The sequence below is a fragment of the Cysteiniphilum marinum genome (assembly GCF_014857925.1).
Taxonomy (GTDB): domain Bacteria; phylum Pseudomonadota; class Gammaproteobacteria; order Francisellales; family Francisellaceae; genus Caedibacter; species Caedibacter marinus.
In genome coordinates this window covers 1-18,331 of record NZ_JACYVZ010000036.1, presented here as the reverse complement: position 1 = coordinate 18,331, position 18,331 = coordinate 1, and the positions used below count along the sequence as shown (strand labels likewise).

Sequence of the window (18,331 nt, the reverse complement as noted above, 5' to 3'; positions counted from 1 at the left end):
CACATAGGCTTTAAAAGCAAACTAAAGAATTGATTTTTCATACGTTTGAATTGAATCTAATGAAACTTACGCAAAGTGATTTACGAGTGATAGAAAATATTGTTACTATATTTTTCTGATGCATTACTGCACTAAGAGTGGGAACAATAATATGATTGAGATTCAGAACCTCAAAAAAGAGTACCTATCAAAGCATGCTCGCCATATTGCCCTGAAGAACGTCAATCTTTCGATTAAAGATGGTGAGATCTTTGGCATTATCGGCAAGAGTGGTGCGGGCAAAAGTACACTTATTCGCTGCATTAATTTACTAGAGCAGCCAACCGAGGGGCATATTTTCATTAATGATGAGGATATTACCAAGCTTTCACAAGACAAGCTAAGAAAGGCGCGCCAGAAAATCGGTATGATTTTCCAGCACTTCAATTTACTCTCATCGCGTACAGTGTTTGATAACATTGCTTTCCCACTAGAGTTACAACATGCTAGCAAAGCTAAAATTCACACTAAAGTCAATGAGCTACTGAACCTTGTTGGATTAGAGCAAAAAGCACAAGCTTATCCTGATGAGTTAAGCGGCGGGCAAAAGCAGCGTGTCGCTATCGCGCGTGCTTTGGCGTGTGATCCTGTAGCACTACTGTGTGATGAGGCAACATCTGCCCTTGATCCTGAAACCACTGATCAGATATTACAGTTATTAAAAGAGCTTAATCATAAACTGAATCTAACGATTATTTTGATTACCCATGAGATGGATGTGATTCGCAAGATCTGTGATCAGGTGGCGATTATCGATGATGGCTTGATTCAGGAAACAGGTACCGTCACTGAACTATTCTTAAATCCAAAAACAGCCATTGCCAAAAGCTTTACTGAGAAAAGCATGCATTTAAATCTACCGGATGAAATAAAAGATAAATTGCACAAAGACCCATATGCCGCACCACACCTGAGCCCTGTTATCAAAATGACTTTTTTGGGGGACAGCATTACCACACCTGTCATTGCTGAGCTTAACAGCAGATTCAAAGTAACTTGCAATATTATCCAAGCTAACATTGAACGCATTCAGGCACAATCCGTTGGGGTCACCATTTGTCACATGCTTGGCGAGAAAGAACACTGGGAAAAAGCATTAAGCTTCTTACATCAACAACAAATCAAAATTGAGGTGATCGGTTATGCTGCAATCGATGCTTTCTAATCTAGCGCTTGCCACATGGCAAACAATTTACATGGTATTTATCGCAACAGTGATTGCGGTCATTGGTGGTTTGGTCTTAGGTGTATTACTACATCTATCGCATAACCAAAAGAACCCTGGCATAAGACTTTTTAATCAGGTTGTTGGCTTTATTGTCAATGTCACCCGATCTATTCCTTATATTATCTTGCTAATTTTACTTTACCCTCTAACCAAGATTCTTGTAGGAACAACCATTGGCACAACAGCATCCATTGTACCACTTGCCATTGCTGCTTTACCTTTTTATGCGCGTCTTGCGGAATCAGCGATCTCAGAAGTTGACAAAGGTCTAATTGAAGCAGCTAATGCTATGGGTGCTTCAAAGTGGCAGATTATCTTTAAGGTATTGCTACCTGAAGCCAAAACATTATTGGTGGATGCTGCAACCTTAACTACCATCGGGCTTATTGGCTATTCAGCAATGGCCGGTATCGTTGGCGGTGGTGGTCTTGGTGATCTGACTTACTTCCAAGGCTATAACAACGGCAACTACTTCCTACTTTACGGTGGTGTTGTATTGTTAATCATTTTGGTACAACTATGTCAATCATATGGCAAGTATCTAAGTGGCAGCAAAAAGATCACCAGCATTTGGGCACTGGTTGTTATTTTGGTAGCAGGATCCGCAGCTCAAGTAACATATAATGCCTACAAAGCAAGTCAAAATACCAATATGATTACCGTGGGATACACCCAATCGCCTGAACAGCAAAAAATCATGCAAATGGCAAAGGAAGTTGCCAAAGCGGAATATGGGCTTAACGTTAAGCTTGTTTCTTTTGGTGATTATAACCTGCCAAATCGCGCATTAAACAATGGTGATATCGATGCCAATGTTTTCCAACATATTCCATTTTTAGAAAGCCAAATCAAAGAATTTGGCTACAAAATCATGGAAATTGGTAAGACATTTATTTACCCGATGGGAGTTTTCTCAACGAAGATTAAGTCGCTTAAAGAAACACCTGTTGGCGCTAAAGTTGCCATTCCAAATGACCCTACCAATCGTGGGCGCGCTTTGATGATTTTAGCTGACGCGGGTTTAATAAAATTAAAGCCGGGTGTTACTTGGAAAGCAACATTAAACGATATCATTGATAATCCACTTAAATTACAAGTCATTCCACTACAAGCAGATCAGATTCCTAATAATCTGGATAGTGTCACCCTTGCGGTGATTAATAATGACTTCTTAGCTAAAGCACATCTAACCTTAAAACAAGCTTTGTTTGTTGAGCCAAAAGACTCACCGTTTGCCAATATTATTGTTGTTCGCGATAATGACAAAAACAATCCATTGTTACTGAAGTTTGTCAAAGCGTATCAGTCACCACAAGTAGCAAAACTTGCTAAAGAATTATACCCTGATGATGCAGCTATTCCTGCATGGTAAACACAAGTTCAATCACCTCTCACCCATACAGCTTATGCTCCACGAGCAATCCCACAAGGGGAGAAGTAAAACGTCGTGTAACTTATTTCTTCATCATAACTAAACGCCTATAACCCGCAGCCATAATCCCAACTACAAGTCTTAGCAAACTCATCATAATAGTTTGTGTTTTTTTCTATTGTTTTTAAATAGTCAACAAAGCTTTTATCAAACATTGTCTGTCCAATCTCATGCTCAAGATCAACCGTGCGCTTGATATCGTCTGTTGACAAAGTAACAACATCCCTTTTGGTTAAGTGTATACACGGCTGACATTCAAGTGATCGGTGATTTAGAGGTGTTTTAAAGGGTGTCTTTGCAATCAAATTATCACGCCTACTTTCATCGCAATCTGCTAATAAGTAACATATTTCTCGGTCATCGTAGCGTTCAGATTCTAAGATATTATCAGGTAAATCAGTTTGCGCCTTGCTCATCGCACGACGGTTTGCCAATAGCACAACGGCCTCAAGATCTTCATCATGCGCCTCAAGCCAGTTTAAAATTGCCATACCCTTTAGAAAGCCCGCACACCAATGAAACTGTTGTGATGGAAATTGCTTGCGTGCCTTAACCAATGCACTAAAGTCATGCTCAGGCTTTAAATGCACAGAGTCAAATCCAAGCTCATGAACCCATGACCTTGCCCTATCAACACGCGCCTGCCAAGCACTTGCCTGCCAACCTGTATCAACAGACAAGACAATCACCTCTTCCAAACCAAGCTCATAAGCGCGCTGAATAAGTGCGATACTATCATCACCAAAGTTTGCAATAATACAGTGCATCGTAAATTACATACCAATTTGTTGTTTAAGCTTATCCAATAACTGCTTTGCTTCAACGCGTGCCTTGCTAGCACCCTTTGCCAAGTATTCATCAATAATATGCTTATTCGCTAACAAGTAGTCATACTTCTCACGCATTGGCGTTAATGCTTCATCCATTTTTTCAAACAATGCTTGTTTGGCTTCACCCCAACCAATACCTTGCTGATAACGCTGGGCTAACACTGCCACCTCAGATTCATTGGCAAAGTGCTTATATAATGCAAACACCGTACACGCTGTTGTGTCTTTTGGCTCTTCAGGTAGTTGAGAATTGGTCACGATCTTCATCACCTGCTTTCTTAATTGCTTGCTTGGTGCAAATAGCTGAATCGTGTTGTTATAACTTTTGGACATCTTACGCCCATCTAAACCTGGAATTGTTTGCGTTTCTTTATCAACCATCGCTTCAGGCGCTTTAAGTAAATTGCACTTATAGATGTGGTTTAAACGATTAGCAATATCGCGCGCGATTTCAATATGTTGAATCTGGTCTTTGCCAACAGGCACCAAATCCGCATTAAACATAATAATATCTGCCGCCATCAACATAGGGTAATTAAAAAGCCCCATGGTGATACCTGCTTCCTCATCCTTTTCACCTTCAGCAATATTGGCATCCATTGCTGCCTTATAGGCATGCGCACGATTTAAAAGACCTTTAGCAGTCACTGAAGTGAGAATCCAATTTAGCTCCATAATCTCAGGGATATCTGATTGGCGATAAAACATGACATGCTCGGGATCAAGTCCCAAAGCCAGCCAAGTGGCTGCGATTTCATAGATATATTGCTGTCTTAGTTTACTATCCCATAATTTAATCAGTGAATGATAATCGGCAATAAAAAAGTAGGCATCAAACTCAGGATTTTTTGCCATCTCAAGCGCGGGTTTAATCGCACCAATATAATTACCGATGTGCGGTGTACCTGATGGCGTAATACCTGTTAAAACGATCTTTTTTGATTGATTATTTGCTTTATTCATATTTTCTATAACTACATACTAAAATGAGGCACTAGTGTAACAGAAAACCGCTCTCAAACTAAATAAACACTGGTAAATTCACATGACTGTAGTATAAAATAATGCGTTATGTGTAAGCACCAAGGTAATAAACCACACCATGAGTTGGCTAACGAAGATTATTCCACAATTACGCTCAGATTCACAAAAGAAAGAGCTCCCTGAAGGCGTATGGCACAAGTGCCCTTCTTGTAATGCCGTTTTGTATTTACCCGATTTGATTGAAAATATGCTAGTTTGCTCTAACTGCGAACATCATATGCGTTTAAATGCGCGTCAACGTGCGAGTTATTTCTTTGATAAAGATACGGCTGTTGAATATTTCAATGATGTTAAACCCAAAGATGTTTTAAAATTCAAAGACACCAAATCTTATAAAGACCGCTTATCTGCAGCACAGAAGAAGACCAAAGAAAATGATGCCCTTTTAGTGTTTGAAGGTTTAGTTCAAGGTAAAGCTGCGGTTGCTGCTATCTTTGACTTTAGCTTCTTAGGTGGTTCAATGGGCTCGGTTGTTGGCGAGAAATTTGTACGTGCTGTTGATCTTGCCATTGAAAAGAAAGAACCCCTTATTTGCTTTACCGCCAGTGGTGGTGCGCGCATGCAAGAGTCACTTTTTTCATTAATGCAAATGGCAAAGACCAGTGCAGCTCTTGCCAAATTAGCAGCACATAAGCTGCCATATATCGTGGTCTTAACAGATCCGACCACCGGTGGTGTCTCAGCATCTTTGGCAATGCTTGGTGATATCCATATTGCTGAGCCTAATGCATTGATCGGTTTTGCCGGCCCCAGAGTTATTGAACAAACTGTGCGTGAAAAACTACCTGAAGGCTTTCAGCGCAGTGAGTTCTTGCTTGAAAAAGGCATGGTTGATCGCATTGTTCACCGTCATCACCTGCCACAAGACATTAGTCACCTATTGGATAAATTGCTGCCAACGCAGCATAAAGATGCAGGTTAACCGTGCATAACGGCATTGTAGATACTCCATTTTCTCAGCGTATTGAACAAACTATTGATCAAATTACTTCTTTAGACTTTCCACAGGCAACACTCAATGATTTAAAGCTTTTTCTTAAGCACTTAAATATCAGCCATGTGCCGCATATTATTACTGTAACAGGCACCAATGGCAAAGGTTCAACCGTTTCCATCTTGTCACATATTTTGCAGCATAATGCTATTGATCATATTTGTCATACCTCGCCACATATTCGTTTTTTTAATGAGCGCATTAGTCATAACCAACACCCCATTAATGATCACGACCTATTAGGCTACTTGCAACAGATTTACACCTTGTGTTTAGCACTTGAGATCAAACTGCATTATCACTTTATTAGCTTTGTGAGTACATGGCTTTATATTCAAGTACAAAAACCCAAGTACGCAATTCTTGAGGTTGGTGTTGGCGGCAGACTGGATCCAGCTAACTTATTTGATGCGGATATTGCCATCATTACAACTGTTGCATTAGATCATTGTGAAATGCTTGGCAACACAATTGAGGAAATTGCACTTGAGAAAGCACATATTGCCAGAGCGAAGAAACCCGTTATTATTGGTGATAATTTTCCTAAAAGTGCGCTTGATTATTTACATCAAATTAATGCCAAAGTTATCTACGCCAAGCATGACAACAATATAAATAATGCGTTTATTCATCCTAACAGCATGAACTGTGCATTAACTGCTATTGAGCACTTTGACAATACCCTCTCACTGCCAAATGACTTAGAGGCTTATCGCATTGCTGGACGCTTTCAGATAATCCAAGATAAGCCCTTAATGATTGCCGATGTTGCCCATAACCCACAGGCTGTGGCACACTTTTTCACTCAGATTAAATCCTTATTAAGGCATACACCTAAAACACGTGTTATTGCTATTTTTAGCGCCAATCAGCATAAAGATATTACAAATATTCTTGAATGCGGGAATGAATTTATTGATCAATGGCTTATTCCTGATTTAAGCACAATTGATCCGCGTTTTTCGCCATTAACTAATCAGCATAAAAATAAGCTTTTTCCACATAACAGCATGTTCTTTGACAGCTCTTTTGCTGCATTTGATTACATCACAGCAAATGCCCATGCTGATGATCTTGTTATTGTTTTTGGATCATTTATATTAATTGGCGAACTCAATAAATATATAGATAAAATCACTGTCTCTCAATAACTGAAGTATGGCTATGATCATATTCCCGCCCACTTTGATTGCGTAAGCGTTGGCTGAGCGTAAGTCGAAGCCTTTGTAAAGTGTAATTTTCCTAAGTTTACCCTTCGACCTATGCTCAGGGTATGGTGAGCACTGATGGGTGAATATTTAGCATTAGATCAAACTATGAGCAATTAACGCTTCTTATAAAGCCAAAACTCGTCTTGTTGCACTAAATTGATCTCCAAACTTTTGCACGCCATCTTCACGCATAGCTTGTGCATGGTTTTTCAAATAGTCATTTAAATGCTCTAGCGTTTCAAGTTCATAACAGGCAACGAATACCTTGTTATTATCTTCACACTCAAGTTGCTGATATAATTTTGCACTGATAAACCCGTTATATTTCAACATCTCGACAGCATGCTGCTTTAACCATTGAAAAAATACAGTATCAATTTCCTTACTCACATAAAGCGTTACTTCATATTTGATCACTCTGAGTCCTTAAATTACCAACAAATGATAGGCAAATATTACCACTTTCATCTTAATGTTTAAAATAACTCAGTGCGTTTATTGCAGCTTTTAAGTAGCTGGCGCATAATGCCATATGCCCATTGTAAATCATTTTGCGATATTTAATGTTTAAGAAGTTTTTGATGCTTTTGAGTGATTGGATTGCAGGTAATAGCTAGGACTATTAGCAAGAGCCTATCACCCAAAAGCACTAGAAATTCAATAGCAGAAATACTGCAAACTGGTTTATGATGGGTATATAATTGATAGTCACCATAACCGAGCCATTTACACACTATGACGATAGAGCAAAATAAAGCCAAGCAGCATGTTATTGAAAATGAACTTGAAATGCTTACGTTTGGCAAACAAATGAGTCAAGACTTAAACAAGGGTGACGTAATCTATCTTCATGGTGATCTAGGTGCGGGTAAAACAACCTTAACCAAAGGTATTTTACAAGGTTTAGGTTTCACTGGAAGTGTCAAAAGTCCCACTTATACACTCGTTGAAACCTATCCCATTAACGGCATTACTATCCAGCACTTTGACCTATATCGTTTGAGCGACCCTGAAGAGCTTGAATGGATTGGTATTCGTGATTACTTCACTAATGACACGATATCACTGATCGAATGGCCTCAAAAAGGAGGTGATTTTTTACCGCGCCCAACGAAAGAAATTCACATCCAATATGCAAATACTGGACGTGCTATCACCATTTCAAATTAACATTCTACGGCAACATTTTGAGCTGCTGACGCACTTTCTAAAGAAAACAAATTGCTTAAATGCTTTTTGTAACGCATAACATCATTATTAACTTGTGGATCTTTAATGACATCATTACTCATAAACGTTGGCAATGCCTGCATACCCAAAAATTGATTTGCCTTATGCACTGGCAAATACACACCATCAACTCCAGCGCCTTGAAAGAACTGTTTAGGATCCTCAAAAGCTTCCGTTGGCGCATTCCAAGTCACAGATAGCATATATTTTTTATCATGCAGCAATCCACCTGAGCCATATTTTTTAGATACGTCATCACGACTACGACCATCATTAACATAAAGCCTGCCATGCCCATGTGTGAATACTTCATCCATATATTTCTTCACCGTCCACGGTGGTCCCATCCACCAAGCCGGCATTTGATAAATAACAACATCTGCCCACAGAATATGGTTGATTTCATCTTCAATATTATAGCCATCCTCAATTGTCGTCACACGAATGTCATGCCCTAAAGCGCTAAGATGTGACTGCGCAACATCGGTCATATATTGATTTAATGATCCTTTAGAGTGTCCAAACTGCTTCTTGGCATTAATAATTAAGATTTTTTTCATTGATTTTCCCAGTGAGAAATAGTTTGCATAGTATACAGCAATTTCCTGCGTGTATTAAATAGCCAAAATAGCAAAATTTAGTAAACAGCTTGATCCGCCATCACTTCAGCACAATCAATGCTATTTTATAACATCCGCTAAAGTATGTTTGTTTAACTCATTAAAAAATGCTTGAAGCGCATTACCTAAAACGCCTTTTAACTTACAGTCAGGTAATAAAACACAGTTTTTAAGTGACTGATTGAAGCACTCCGCCATATAAAAATTTGGTTCCAATTTAGCAATTAATTCACCGATATTAATCTCTTTAGGTGCTTGTGCTAAAGCAATGCCCCCACCTTTACCCTTTGATGAGTTAATAACACCCAGTTTTGCTAGATTATGCACGATCTTAACCATATGGTTTTGTGAGATCTGGTAAAACTCAGCGACTTCTTTTGCTGTACACAGTCGTTGTTGATGCATGGCTAAATAAACCAAAGTACGTAATGAATAATCCGTAAAGCTCGTTAGTTGCATATTATTGATCTTTCTCAACTTTTATTAAACTTTTGCTAATATGCTTTTGACATGCATATTTGTAAATATGTATATTAATTGCATATTTAAATTCACACGTCAAAAAAGGAGCATACATGCTATCTCAACAAACTATTAACATCGTTAAATCAACCGCGCCAATCTTAGCTGAGAAAGGTCTTGAGATCACTCAAACCATGTATAAAGATCTCTTTGCCAATGAGCCTGAGATCAAAATACTCTTTAATCAGTCACATCAACGCTCGGGTGCACAACCTAAAGCATTAGCTAATGCTGTTTATGCCTATGCGCAAAACATTGATAATCTTGCTGCTTTATCACAAGCCGTTGACATGATGGTTGCCAAGCATGTTGCCAACCATGTTAAAGCAGAACACTATCCAATCATTGCAAAATACCTTATTGCAGCAATCACTGAAGTTTTAAACCTAGGGGATGACGTGCTAAATGCATGGGCTGAAGCCTATGGTTTTTTAGCTGATTTATTGATTCAAAAAGAAAGTGAGTTATATGCCAAGCAAGCAAATCAAACAGGCACATGGCAAGGATTTAAGTCTTTTATTATTGATCGAAAAGTCGCTGAAAATAGTGATGTAATTTCTTTTTATCTTAAGCCTCAAGATGGCAAACAGCTAGCACCCTCCTTGGCTGGGCAATATATCACAGTGAAAATCAATCATCCTCAAAATGGTCAGATGATGCGTCAATACAGCTTATCTGCTGCCGATGAAAACACTTATCGGATAACCGTGAAAAAAGAACAACGTGATGCCACACACCCTGGGATTGTGTCAAACTTCCTACATCAAAATATCAATGAACAGGATGAAATCGCTATCAGTGCGCCAACGGGCAGCTTTCTACTAAAGCCACAAGAAACAGCTAAACCTATTGTGTTAATATCAGCAGGTGTTGGTATCACGCCTATGCTTAATATGCTTAATTTTCTACACCAATCTGGTACAACACAGCCGGTGTATTTTATCCACGCAACACAAAATAGTCAGTCGCAAATTTTAGCCCATGAAATTGACGATATTGCCAAGAAAATGCCTAATTTAGCAGTTTTTTACTGCTATAGCTTACCGCAAAATGAAGATATTCAAAATATGCGCGCGCATCGCCATGGCTATGTAACACAAGATTGGTTAGATGAGATATTACCAACCAAAGAGTGCGATTATTACTTCTGTGGACCACATGGCTTTATGCAGCATACCTATCAGATTCTAAAAAACTGGAAAATAAAATCTGAGCATATTAATTATGAGTTCTTTGGACCTGAAGAGATGTTAGAAAACATCTAAAATAAAGCTTGTAATATCTCATCTTGAAAATGATATGCTTGTTTTTTCTGTGATTCCAATAAATTAGTGATCAATATTGAAAATATATACTGCTGATCATTCTGCACTTTGATATAACCAGATAATGCCAAAGACGTTGTTCCTGAGCCAGTTTTAGCAAAAACCTTGCCTATTAAAGTTTTATCACTACGCCATTTTAAGGTGCCTGATTGACCATAGACTGGAAGTGACTCTTTGAAAATATTAAAGCTTTTTTGTGATTGCATTTTATAAAGCAAATCGACAATAAAATCAGCATTTAACAAATCATTTTCTGACATGCCTGCACCATCTTCCAGTTGAATATTATCCGTATCAAGTGCCAGTTCTTTATGTAAAATATCAAGCATGGCATTTTTACCACTGACAAGGCTCCCTACTTGATATGTTTTATACCCCAATGTTCGTAACAAACTTTGCGCATAAAGATTATCAGAAAGCTCAAGCATATGTTTAAGCAAAGCAGATAAATCAGGCGAGTTATGCTGACTTATTAGTTTAAGCTTAGCAGACTTACCATTAACCTCTTCAATGTTCCCTTTAAAGCGAATATCTAGTGCCTTAAGTTGCTGTCGCAATACTTCTTCAAATAAGTTTCTAGGGTTAGCAATGGCAAATTTAAAGGTAAAATCCCCTTTTGGTAAGCAACCGGCTAATATCAGCTTGTTTTGTTCACTCATACTTGCATTAAACTGACACGTTTTCAGCATATTATCACTAGCTGCTAACAGCTTATTATCATAATCTATTTTCTCACCACCTATCTCATGCACCTTGAAGTAATTCTCTTTTGCTTCAAGTTTTAAAACTACTTTATTCTCATTCAAAGTATATGCTGAGCTTTGCGCGCCGAAGCCAAATACACTGTCACTTTGACTTTGATTAATCGGATAATTACGTCCTTGAAACTGTTGATTAATAAGATAAATATTCCCCGTAATGGATTTAATACTATGCTGCGGGAGGCTCTGAAGCAATATTTTCAATGCTTCAGATGTCAAACTCGGATCACCTGATAAATCAATATATAAATTATCAATGCCCTTTTGATCTTTGCGATCATAATAAAGCTTTGTTTTATATTGATAGTTCTGCCCCAAACTCAGCAATGTTGCTGCTGCTGTCAAAAGCTTGGTATTACTTGCAGGCATCATATTTTTTTGACTATTAAATGCTAATAATGTTTTACCATCTTTTGCATTGACCACTTTTACCGCAATCAGCGCACTATCTAAATGATTAGTATCAATGGCTGACGTTAGTGCTTTTTCAAGTCGTACATTAGCAAAACTTAAATTTATTACTGCAATGGCTAAAATCGTTGTTAATATGACACGCATATGCATGCTCCTTATGCTTTTATAATTTACGCCTATGAATCTGACTTCAACCAAACATTTAGGCGCTCGTAAATTGACTCAGCAGAGATTGCCACCTCACATGGTGCAAAAACATCTTTAGTAATAGGGCAAACTTTCTTTAAACAAGGTGAACAGGTTAATTTAGATGATACATGGGTTACTTGTTTACCAATAGCACCCGTTAGCTTGGCGGATGTTGAACCATACATGCCAATTACAGGCGCATTACAAGCTGCTGCTAAATGAGATAATCCCGTATCAACAGAGACAATGGCATCACTACAACTAAAAAGCTCCGCCAATTGTGTCAAGCTCATTTTATCCAGAACAACAGCATTTTTATGATTCTGTGCGATATCATGCGCTTGATGCTTTTCATGATCATTGCCCCATGGTAAGAGCACTTTGACATCATCATCTGCTAACAACTTCATCAACTGCTGCCAATGCTCAAGCGACCAGTGTTTACTCGACCATGTTGTGGCATGTAAGAAAACCACTTGCTTATGTGTTTTTTGCGTATTTTGTTTATGCCACTGATAAGAAATACCATAGTCAATTTCATCTGAAACCGTATAGTTAAATACCTTGGAAAACAGTGCTTTAACTCGCAAAATCGCGTGGCTCCCTTTGGCTACCGCAATTTTATGCTGATAAAAAAAGCTTGCGGCAGGTTCGCGCGCTGAGTGCTTATCTAAACCATACTTGGCACCTTTAGCCCCTTTGGTAATCCACGCACTTTTCAACAGTCCTTGTGCATCAATAATATAGTCATATCGCTTTGACTTAAGTTTCTTTTTAAACGCACGAATGTCAGCAAAATGCTTAAATATATTCTTACGCCATTTACGCACCTCGACTTCTAGCACCTCATTCACAGCTGGATGCCACTTAGGGATCTCGGAAAAAGCCTTTTCAACCACCCAATCAAACTCAATCTCGGGCATTTGCTTTTTGGCTTCTGTTAACGCTGGTAGCGTATGCAGCACATCACCTAACGATGATGTTTTCACAATTAAACATCTTTTCATTAACTTTTATAAATCATCATCTGTTTATTATTGACGCCCACATTCTAATGATTTTTAAACGACAATGCTATGGGCACAAGTTAAAACGTTTTGTTAAAATAGCCATTAAAAGTCTCTCGCCAATCATGTACAATATTCGACATTTATACTTCCAGATATATAAACCATGTCAACTGAAAGCACGCACACACCGATGATGCAACAATATTTAACGATCAAATCTCAATATCCTGAGACACTTTTGTTTTATCGCATGGGTGATTTTTATGAGTTATTTTATGATGATGCGCACAAAGCCGCTAAGCTTCTAGATATCAGTCTTACAACACGCGGAAAATCAAATGGTGAACCCATTGCAATGGCAGGTGTGCCCTATCATGCGGCTGAGAATTATCTATCACGCTTAGTCAAACAAGGCTTAAGTGTTGCTATTTGCGAGCAAGTGGGTAACGTTACCAACAAAGGTCCCGTCGCGCGCGAGGTTGTACGCATTATTACTCCGGCAACTGTCGCTGAAGAAAGCTTTACCGATAGTCACGATAGCAATATTCTAATGGCAGTTTTTGAGAATAAAACACGTATCGGCATTGCCTATTTGGAGTTTACTCAAGGTGAGCTAAAAGTGCTTGAAGTTAAACGTGAGGATAATACACTTCACGATCAAGTGCATCGCTTAAAGGCCAAAGAGTTACTGACCTGTGAGTCAAGTTCCGATGACACTCAATCTAATCTGAGAAATGAACAAATCTCCATTCAGAGGCGTCCCGAGTGGGAATTTCAATTAATGGGTGCCAAAAAATTAATTCAACAGTACTTTGGTCAAAATGCCTTAACTGATGAGCTCAATAAAAAGCCTTTAGCAATATCAGCCGCTGGCGCTTTACTCAATTATCTTGAGAATACGCAAAAGGCAACACCGAAACATCTACATAGTATCGCCATCGAATCTGATGAGCGTTTATTAAATATTGATGCCGCAAGTCGACGTAATCTTGAGCTTGAGACGAGCCTATCAGGCAAAGGTAATCACACACTTTTTGCCATTATCAACAAATGCCAAACAGCGCTTGGCAATCGCTTATTAAAACAATGGTTTAAATCGCCAACGAAAGATCATCATATTCTGAACAATCGCCAAGATGCAATACAAGATCTCATTCAGCAAGCCGCCATCGATGACATTCAGCATTTGCTTAAGCAAACGCAAGATATTGAGCGCATTGCCTCACGTATTGCTTTAAATAGCGCCAAGCCAAAAGACTTAATTGCCCTCAGACATACCCTAAGTATTTTACCTGATCTAAAAGCAACAATTGCAAACAACCAGCATGATCCATTGCTTATCACACATGCCAAGCATTTAACGTTATTACCACAAATTCTGGCACTTTTAAATGCATCTTTAGTTGATGAACCACCGATCACCATTCGCGATGGCGGCGTGATTAAAGATGGCTTTGATGCACACCTTGATGAATTGCGAAACATCAGTCAACATGCAGGTGATTATTTAATTCAGCTTGAGCAACAAGAGCGTGAACGCACAGGAATAAACACGTTAAAGGTTAGCTTTAATAAGGTGCATGGTTACTATATTGAAATATCAAAAGCGCATAAAGTCGAGTTGCCTGTTGATTACACACGTCGGCAAACACTCAAAAATGCTGAGCGTTACATTACACCTGAGCTTAAATCCTTTGAAGATAAAATTCTAAGCAGTGCTGAAAAAGCACTCGCCTATGAGAAAAGCCTATATCAGGATATTTTAGAAGAGATTCTTGTGCTGTATCAGGATCTGCAACAAACGGCAAAAGCAATTGCTGAGATTGATGTTTTAACGAATTTGGCAGAGCGCGCCATCACCTTAAAATTAAATCGTCCGCAATTATCAAAAGATAAAGTTTTGGACATCCAAGATGGGCGACATTTAGTCATTGAAGCTTTATCTAAATCGCCCTTTATTGCTAATAGCAATCGCTTAGACGAACAAAAGCACTTACAAATTATTACCGGACCCAACATGGGCGGAAAATCAACCTATATGCGTCAGATTGCACATATTGTATTTCTTGCGCATTTAGGCGCCTTTGTTCCAGCACAAAATGCATTAATTGGTGATATTGATGCCATTTATACGCGTATTGGCGCATCTGATGATATTAGCTCAGGTCGCTCAACTTTTATGGTAGAGATGACAGAATGCGCGCATATCTTGCGTCATGCAACAGATAAGAGTCTTGTGCTAATGGATGAAATTGGACGTGGCACCAGTACGTTTGATGGCTTAGCACTGGCCATGGCATGTGCTGAGAAACTATTAAAAACCGAAGCTTATACACTCTTTGCTACACATTATTTTGAATTGACTCACTTGGCTGCACAATACCCTACTTTGGAGAATATCCATTTTGAAGCAACGGAATATAAAGATAACATTATTTTTTTGCATCAAGCTAAACCAGGTGCCGCACTTAAAAGCTATGGTATTCAAGTAGCAAAGCTTGCGGGTGTGCCACATGATGTATTAAAGAATGCCAAAAAGATTCTATCGCGATTGGAGATGCGTGACAGTGATCCTTATGCGCCTATTCAGCAAAGCTTGGATTTCAATTTCACATCTCATCATGATGACAAACATGATCATAATGTAACGCATGATTATGACTTGGTGATTGACAAGCTTAAAGCACTCGATCCAAACAAACTCACCCCAATTGAGGCAATGACAACACTATTTGATCTTAAATCAGCACTTGAAGCAACAGAAAAACAACTGGTTTAAATTCATTATTAACTGCAATCTCATCTTTAATATTTCAACAATAATTCATTAATAACAATGGGAACATTTCATTTTTTAAATTTGATGTGACAACGAAGTTATAAGTTTGGCTCTCCCGCAATAAATGTGGGGGTTGAAAATAAGCGCCTAAGTCAGTAGAATCAAAGCATCCAATATTTTTATGCGCTTACCAAAATGCATCAATTTTTGAATGATTTGCTCAACCAGCCTGATACAAAAGTTACTACTTATAAAATAGTTGGTAATACCGCTTATATTGATGTTGAAAGTACAATTGATGAGGTGACAATCAGAAAAGGATACAATGATTACTTAACTATTATTACCTCGAGACTTAATGATAAAGCACCAGTAATAGTGGATCGATTTCATGTTGCTGGAAATATAGATAATGCCTTATTGATATACGCAAATCAAATGGCACCAAAACCGACTTTTGGATTGGCGTCATAGAGAAAGTAGAATGATTAGACAGAAGAGAGAATAAAATGAAATATATTAAATTAGGAAAAACTGATTTATCAGTAAGTAGAATATGTTTAGGTACAATGACTTGGGGTGTTCAAAACAATCAAGAAGAAGCATTTAAACAGATGGATTATGCATTATCAAAAGGCGTTAATTTTTGGGATACAGCAGAAGCCTATGCAATCCCGCCCTCACCAGATACTTATGGTACAACAGAGACAATAATCGGGAATTGGCTCAGTTCAAGAAAGAAAAGGCAAGACGTTGTTCTAGCAACAAAAATCTCGCCCCTTCCTTGGGCAAGAGGTGAAAGTAATCCTATTATAAACCATGAGAATATTATTAAAGCGGCAAATGAAAGTTTAAAGCGATTGCAAACTGATTATATTGACTTATACCAATTACATTGGGTGGTTAACAGACCTAATTATCATTTTGCCAATTGGTGGGATTTTGAACCTGCACAAGGTTTTTCTGATAAAGAAATAATATGCGAAAATATATTAGAGACTTTAAGAGCACTAGATCAATTAGTAAAAGAGGGGAAAATTAAGCACATAGGATTATCAGATGACTCAGCATGGGGTATTAAGCAATTTTGTGACTTATCTGATCAGTACAATCTGCCAAGAATTGTAAGCATTCAAAATGAATATAATCTTTTAAGAAGGCGAGATGAAACGGATGTCATGGAAACTTGTGCTTTGGAAGATGTTTCGTATTTATCATGGTCACCATTAGAAATGGGTGTTCTTAGTGGGAAGTATTTAAATGGTAATAGACCTGATGGTAGTCGATTTTCAGATAAAATCATGGGAGACCAAGCCGAAAGATTTATGACTAGGCTGTCATCGATGAATGATTTAGCTGTGCAAGAATACATTGATATTGCTCATAAATATAATATCGATGTATGTCAAATGGCAATTGCCTTTACGTTAAGAAAAAACTATATGAGTTGTTCTATCATAGGAGCAACAACTATGGATCAACTTAAAAATAATATTTCAGCAATTGACTTGATGCTAACAGATGAAATGTTATCGGATATAGAAAAGGTTAGAAGAAAATACCCTGTACCATTTTAGGAGCAATATTAATGCTGAATTAGACTGTTCACTGAGACTGCTCACTTACTGTTTTAACAACATGTTCACCGTTATCGTTATCAGCTAAAGGAAAGTTATAACTACTATGATAATCAAACTGGGATAAGCTCTCTTTGTTTTTATCATTATCATAATAAGTCACAACCTTACCTTGAATATTATTAAGGTTTAAGCGGCAATATCGATTATTATCTGAGGTTGTCACTTTAACCAAACTTCCTGTTGCATTTTCCCCTAATAATTGTTGCTTTTGCTTGGCATTATCAATAACACTAAGGTGGCATTGGGTCATTACAGCTCGAGTCTCATAAGGGACATTACTCAGATAGTCACTTAAATTCTCATCTGTAAGATTATGGGCAGGCAACTGAATATAAAAACTGTCATGAAAAGCCTTTGCCATTAAGTGTAACTGTGTCTTTCTCTCATCATTGCGTTTGATTAATGCGCGATAAGGTAGCATACCAATAAAATTATTACTGTTTAGATGTCTTTTATAATTCGCATCAATCTGACGTAAGTCAACACCATTTGACAAAAATCTCCCACCCTTAACCTCAACTGTTTGCGTGCTAAAACTTCTTTCAATCGACCATCCGCTGTAATCTGCTTTTGTCGAAAATGACTTTTTATTTTCTAATGCTCTCACTGATAAATTACATTCAGAAAGACCAATAGACTCACCACAAGTTCCAGAGCTTATCTGTATATTTGAATGACTATTTAGCATTGTTTTAAGCTGATTGATTAATGTAGATGTCTTGATTTTCACCTCATGACCAACTTTAAATGGTGATTTAATTACTGCCGCAATATCACCTGATTCGCCTGGCGCCAACTCAATATTTGATCTGACTTCTAAAGTGTAATTATCTGACACTGAATCACTACCTATAATACTCCCCATATTTTGGACCACAGTTAGAGACACAAAAAGCGTCTCAAAAATGTTAAACTGTGTGCCAAGTTAGGAGGTAAAAATGCCAGCTAAGAAGAATAAAAGCTATACAGCAGAATTTAAAGCCAAGGTTGCTTTGGACGCGATAAAAGGCGATTTAACGATTAATGAGATTTCCTCAAAGTATGGTGTGCATTCAACGCAGAT

Annotated in this window: 18 protein-coding genes; 10 read left to right on the top strand and 8 right to left on the bottom strand. The window is 38.1% G+C overall.

The genetic code is table 11. The features are described from left to right. Positions 1 to 151: 151 nt before the first annotated feature. On the top strand, positions 152 to 1,204 hold the full coding sequence (locus IE867_RS12100; protein WP_192484976.1) for a methionine ABC transporter ATP-binding protein: 1,053 nt from the start codon (positions 152 to 154) through the stop codon (positions 1,202 to 1,204). Continuing rightward, a complete protein-coding gene (locus tag IE867_RS12095) occupies positions 1,182 to 2,639 on the top strand; it encodes a MetQ/NlpA family ABC transporter substrate-binding protein (protein ID WP_192484975.1) in 1,458 nt (485 codons plus the stop codon). Before IE867_RS12100 ends, IE867_RS12095 begins: the two co-directional genes overlap by 23 nt. A 107-nt stretch (positions 2,640 to 2,746) precedes the next feature. Here the strand turns inward: IE867_RS12095 and IE867_RS12090 are convergent, their stop codons facing one another. Together IE867_RS12090 and IE867_RS12085 are read right to left on the bottom strand one after the other, a co-directional pair. Then, positions 2,747 to 3,466, bottom strand: a complete 720-nt coding sequence (locus IE867_RS12090; protein ID WP_192484974.1) for an adenine nucleotide alpha hydrolase family protein — start codon at positions 3,464 to 3,466, stop codon at positions 2,747 to 2,749. A gap of 6 nt (positions 3,467 to 3,472) precedes the next feature. Continuing rightward, positions 3,473 to 4,492: a tryptophan--tRNA ligase gene (locus IE867_RS12085; RefSeq protein ID WP_192484973.1), complete on the bottom strand. Its 1,020-nt coding sequence runs from the start codon at positions 4,490 to 4,492 to the stop codon at positions 3,473 to 3,475. 139 nt (positions 4,493 to 4,631) lie between these two features. On the opposite strand from IE867_RS12085, the gene accD reads away from it, so the two are divergent. Then, positions 4,632 to 5,495, top strand: a complete 864-nt coding sequence (gene accD / locus IE867_RS12080) for an acetyl-CoA carboxylase, carboxyltransferase subunit beta (protein WP_192484972.1) — start codon at positions 4,632 to 4,634, stop codon at positions 5,493 to 5,495. 2 nt (positions 5,496 to 5,497) lie between these two features. Continuing rightward, entirely contained in the window at positions 5,498 to 6,718 is a 1,221-nt protein-coding gene (locus IE867_RS12075) for a bifunctional folylpolyglutamate synthase/dihydrofolate synthase (protein WP_192484971.1), read from the top strand. A 183-nt stretch (positions 6,719 to 6,901) separates the two neighbouring features. On the opposite strand, the gene IE867_RS12070 is transcribed toward IE867_RS12075, so the two are convergent. Then, entirely contained in the window at positions 6,902 to 7,195 is a 294-nt protein-coding gene (locus IE867_RS12070) for a DUF4286 family protein (protein ID WP_192484970.1), read from the bottom strand. A 318-nt stretch (positions 7,196 to 7,513) separates the two neighbouring features. On the opposite strand from IE867_RS12070, the gene tsaE reads away from it, so the two are divergent. Then, positions 7,514 to 7,948 (top strand): tRNA (adenosine(37)-N6)-threonylcarbamoyltransferase complex ATPase subunit type 1 TsaE, encoded by a 435-nt coding sequence (gene tsaE / locus IE867_RS12065; protein WP_225630051.1) that lies wholly within the window; start codon positions 7,514 to 7,516, stop codon positions 7,946 to 7,948. Here the strand turns inward: tsaE and IE867_RS12060 are convergent. Both IE867_RS12060 and IE867_RS12055 read right to left on the bottom strand, forming a co-directional pair. After that, positions 7,945 to 8,568 carry an NAD(P)H-dependent oxidoreductase gene (locus tag IE867_RS12060; RefSeq protein WP_192484969.1) on the bottom strand — a complete coding sequence of 208 codons (624 nt, stop codon included), beginning with the start codon at positions 8,566 to 8,568 and terminating at the stop codon, positions 7,945 to 7,947. The genes tsaE and IE867_RS12060 overlap by 4 nt on opposite strands. A 120-nt stretch (positions 8,569 to 8,688) precedes the next feature. Next, a complete protein-coding gene (locus tag IE867_RS12055) occupies positions 8,689 to 9,087 on the bottom strand; it encodes an RrF2 family transcriptional regulator (RefSeq protein WP_192484968.1) in 399 nt (132 codons plus the stop codon). A 116-nt stretch (positions 9,088 to 9,203) separates the two neighbouring features. Between IE867_RS12055 and hmpA the strand changes: the two genes are divergently transcribed. Beyond that, a complete protein-coding gene (hmpA, locus tag IE867_RS12050; RefSeq protein WP_192484967.1) occupies positions 9,204 to 10,415 on the top strand; it encodes an NO-inducible flavohemoprotein in 1,212 nt (403 codons plus the stop codon). Here the strand turns inward: hmpA and dacB are convergent. Continuing rightward, on the bottom strand, positions 10,412 to 11,794 hold the full coding sequence (gene dacB, locus IE867_RS12045; protein ID WP_192484966.1) for a D-alanyl-D-alanine carboxypeptidase/D-alanyl-D-alanine endopeptidase: 1,383 nt from the start codon (positions 11,792 to 11,794) through the stop codon (positions 10,412 to 10,414). The two genes, hmpA and dacB, sit on opposite strands and share 4 nt — an antisense overlap. Positions 11,795 to 11,826: 32 nt before the next feature. After that, entirely contained in the window at positions 11,827 to 12,828 is a 1,002-nt protein-coding gene (gene waaC / locus IE867_RS12040) for a lipopolysaccharide heptosyltransferase I (protein WP_192484965.1), read from the bottom strand. Between the two features lie 184 nt (positions 12,829 to 13,012). Here waaC and mutS point away from each other — a divergent pair, with 184 nt between their 5' ends. The 3 genes from mutS to IE867_RS12025 all read left to right on the top strand — a co-directional run bounded on the left by mutS (position 13,013) and on the right by IE867_RS12025 (position 17,205). Continuing rightward, positions 13,013 to 15,628, top strand: a complete 2,616-nt coding sequence (gene mutS / locus IE867_RS12035) for a DNA mismatch repair protein MutS (RefSeq protein WP_192484964.1) — start codon at positions 13,013 to 13,015, stop codon at positions 15,626 to 15,628. Positions 15,629 to 15,823: 195 nt separating this feature from the next. Further along, complete coding sequence (locus IE867_RS12030; RefSeq protein WP_192484963.1) at positions 15,824 to 16,102, top strand: hypothetical protein; 279 nt, start codon at positions 15,824 to 15,826, stop codon at positions 16,100 to 16,102. Between the two features lie 35 nt (positions 16,103 to 16,137). Beyond that, a complete protein-coding gene (locus tag IE867_RS12025) occupies positions 16,138 to 17,205 on the top strand; it encodes an aldo/keto reductase (protein WP_192484962.1) in 1,068 nt (355 codons plus the stop codon). 28 nt (positions 17,206 to 17,233) lie between these two features. Here the strand turns inward: IE867_RS12025 and IE867_RS12020 are convergent, their stop codons facing one another. Continuing rightward, positions 17,234 to 18,133, bottom strand: coding sequence for a hypothetical protein (locus IE867_RS12020; RefSeq protein ID WP_192484961.1), 900 nt, complete (start codon positions 18,131 to 18,133; stop codon positions 17,234 to 17,236). A gap of 73 nt (positions 18,134 to 18,206) precedes the next feature. Here IE867_RS12020 and IE867_RS12015 point away from each other — a divergent pair. Further along, the coding region (locus tag IE867_RS12015) for a transposase (RefSeq protein ID WP_192483753.1) at positions 18,207 to 18,331 on the top strand (125 nt) is incomplete at its 3' end.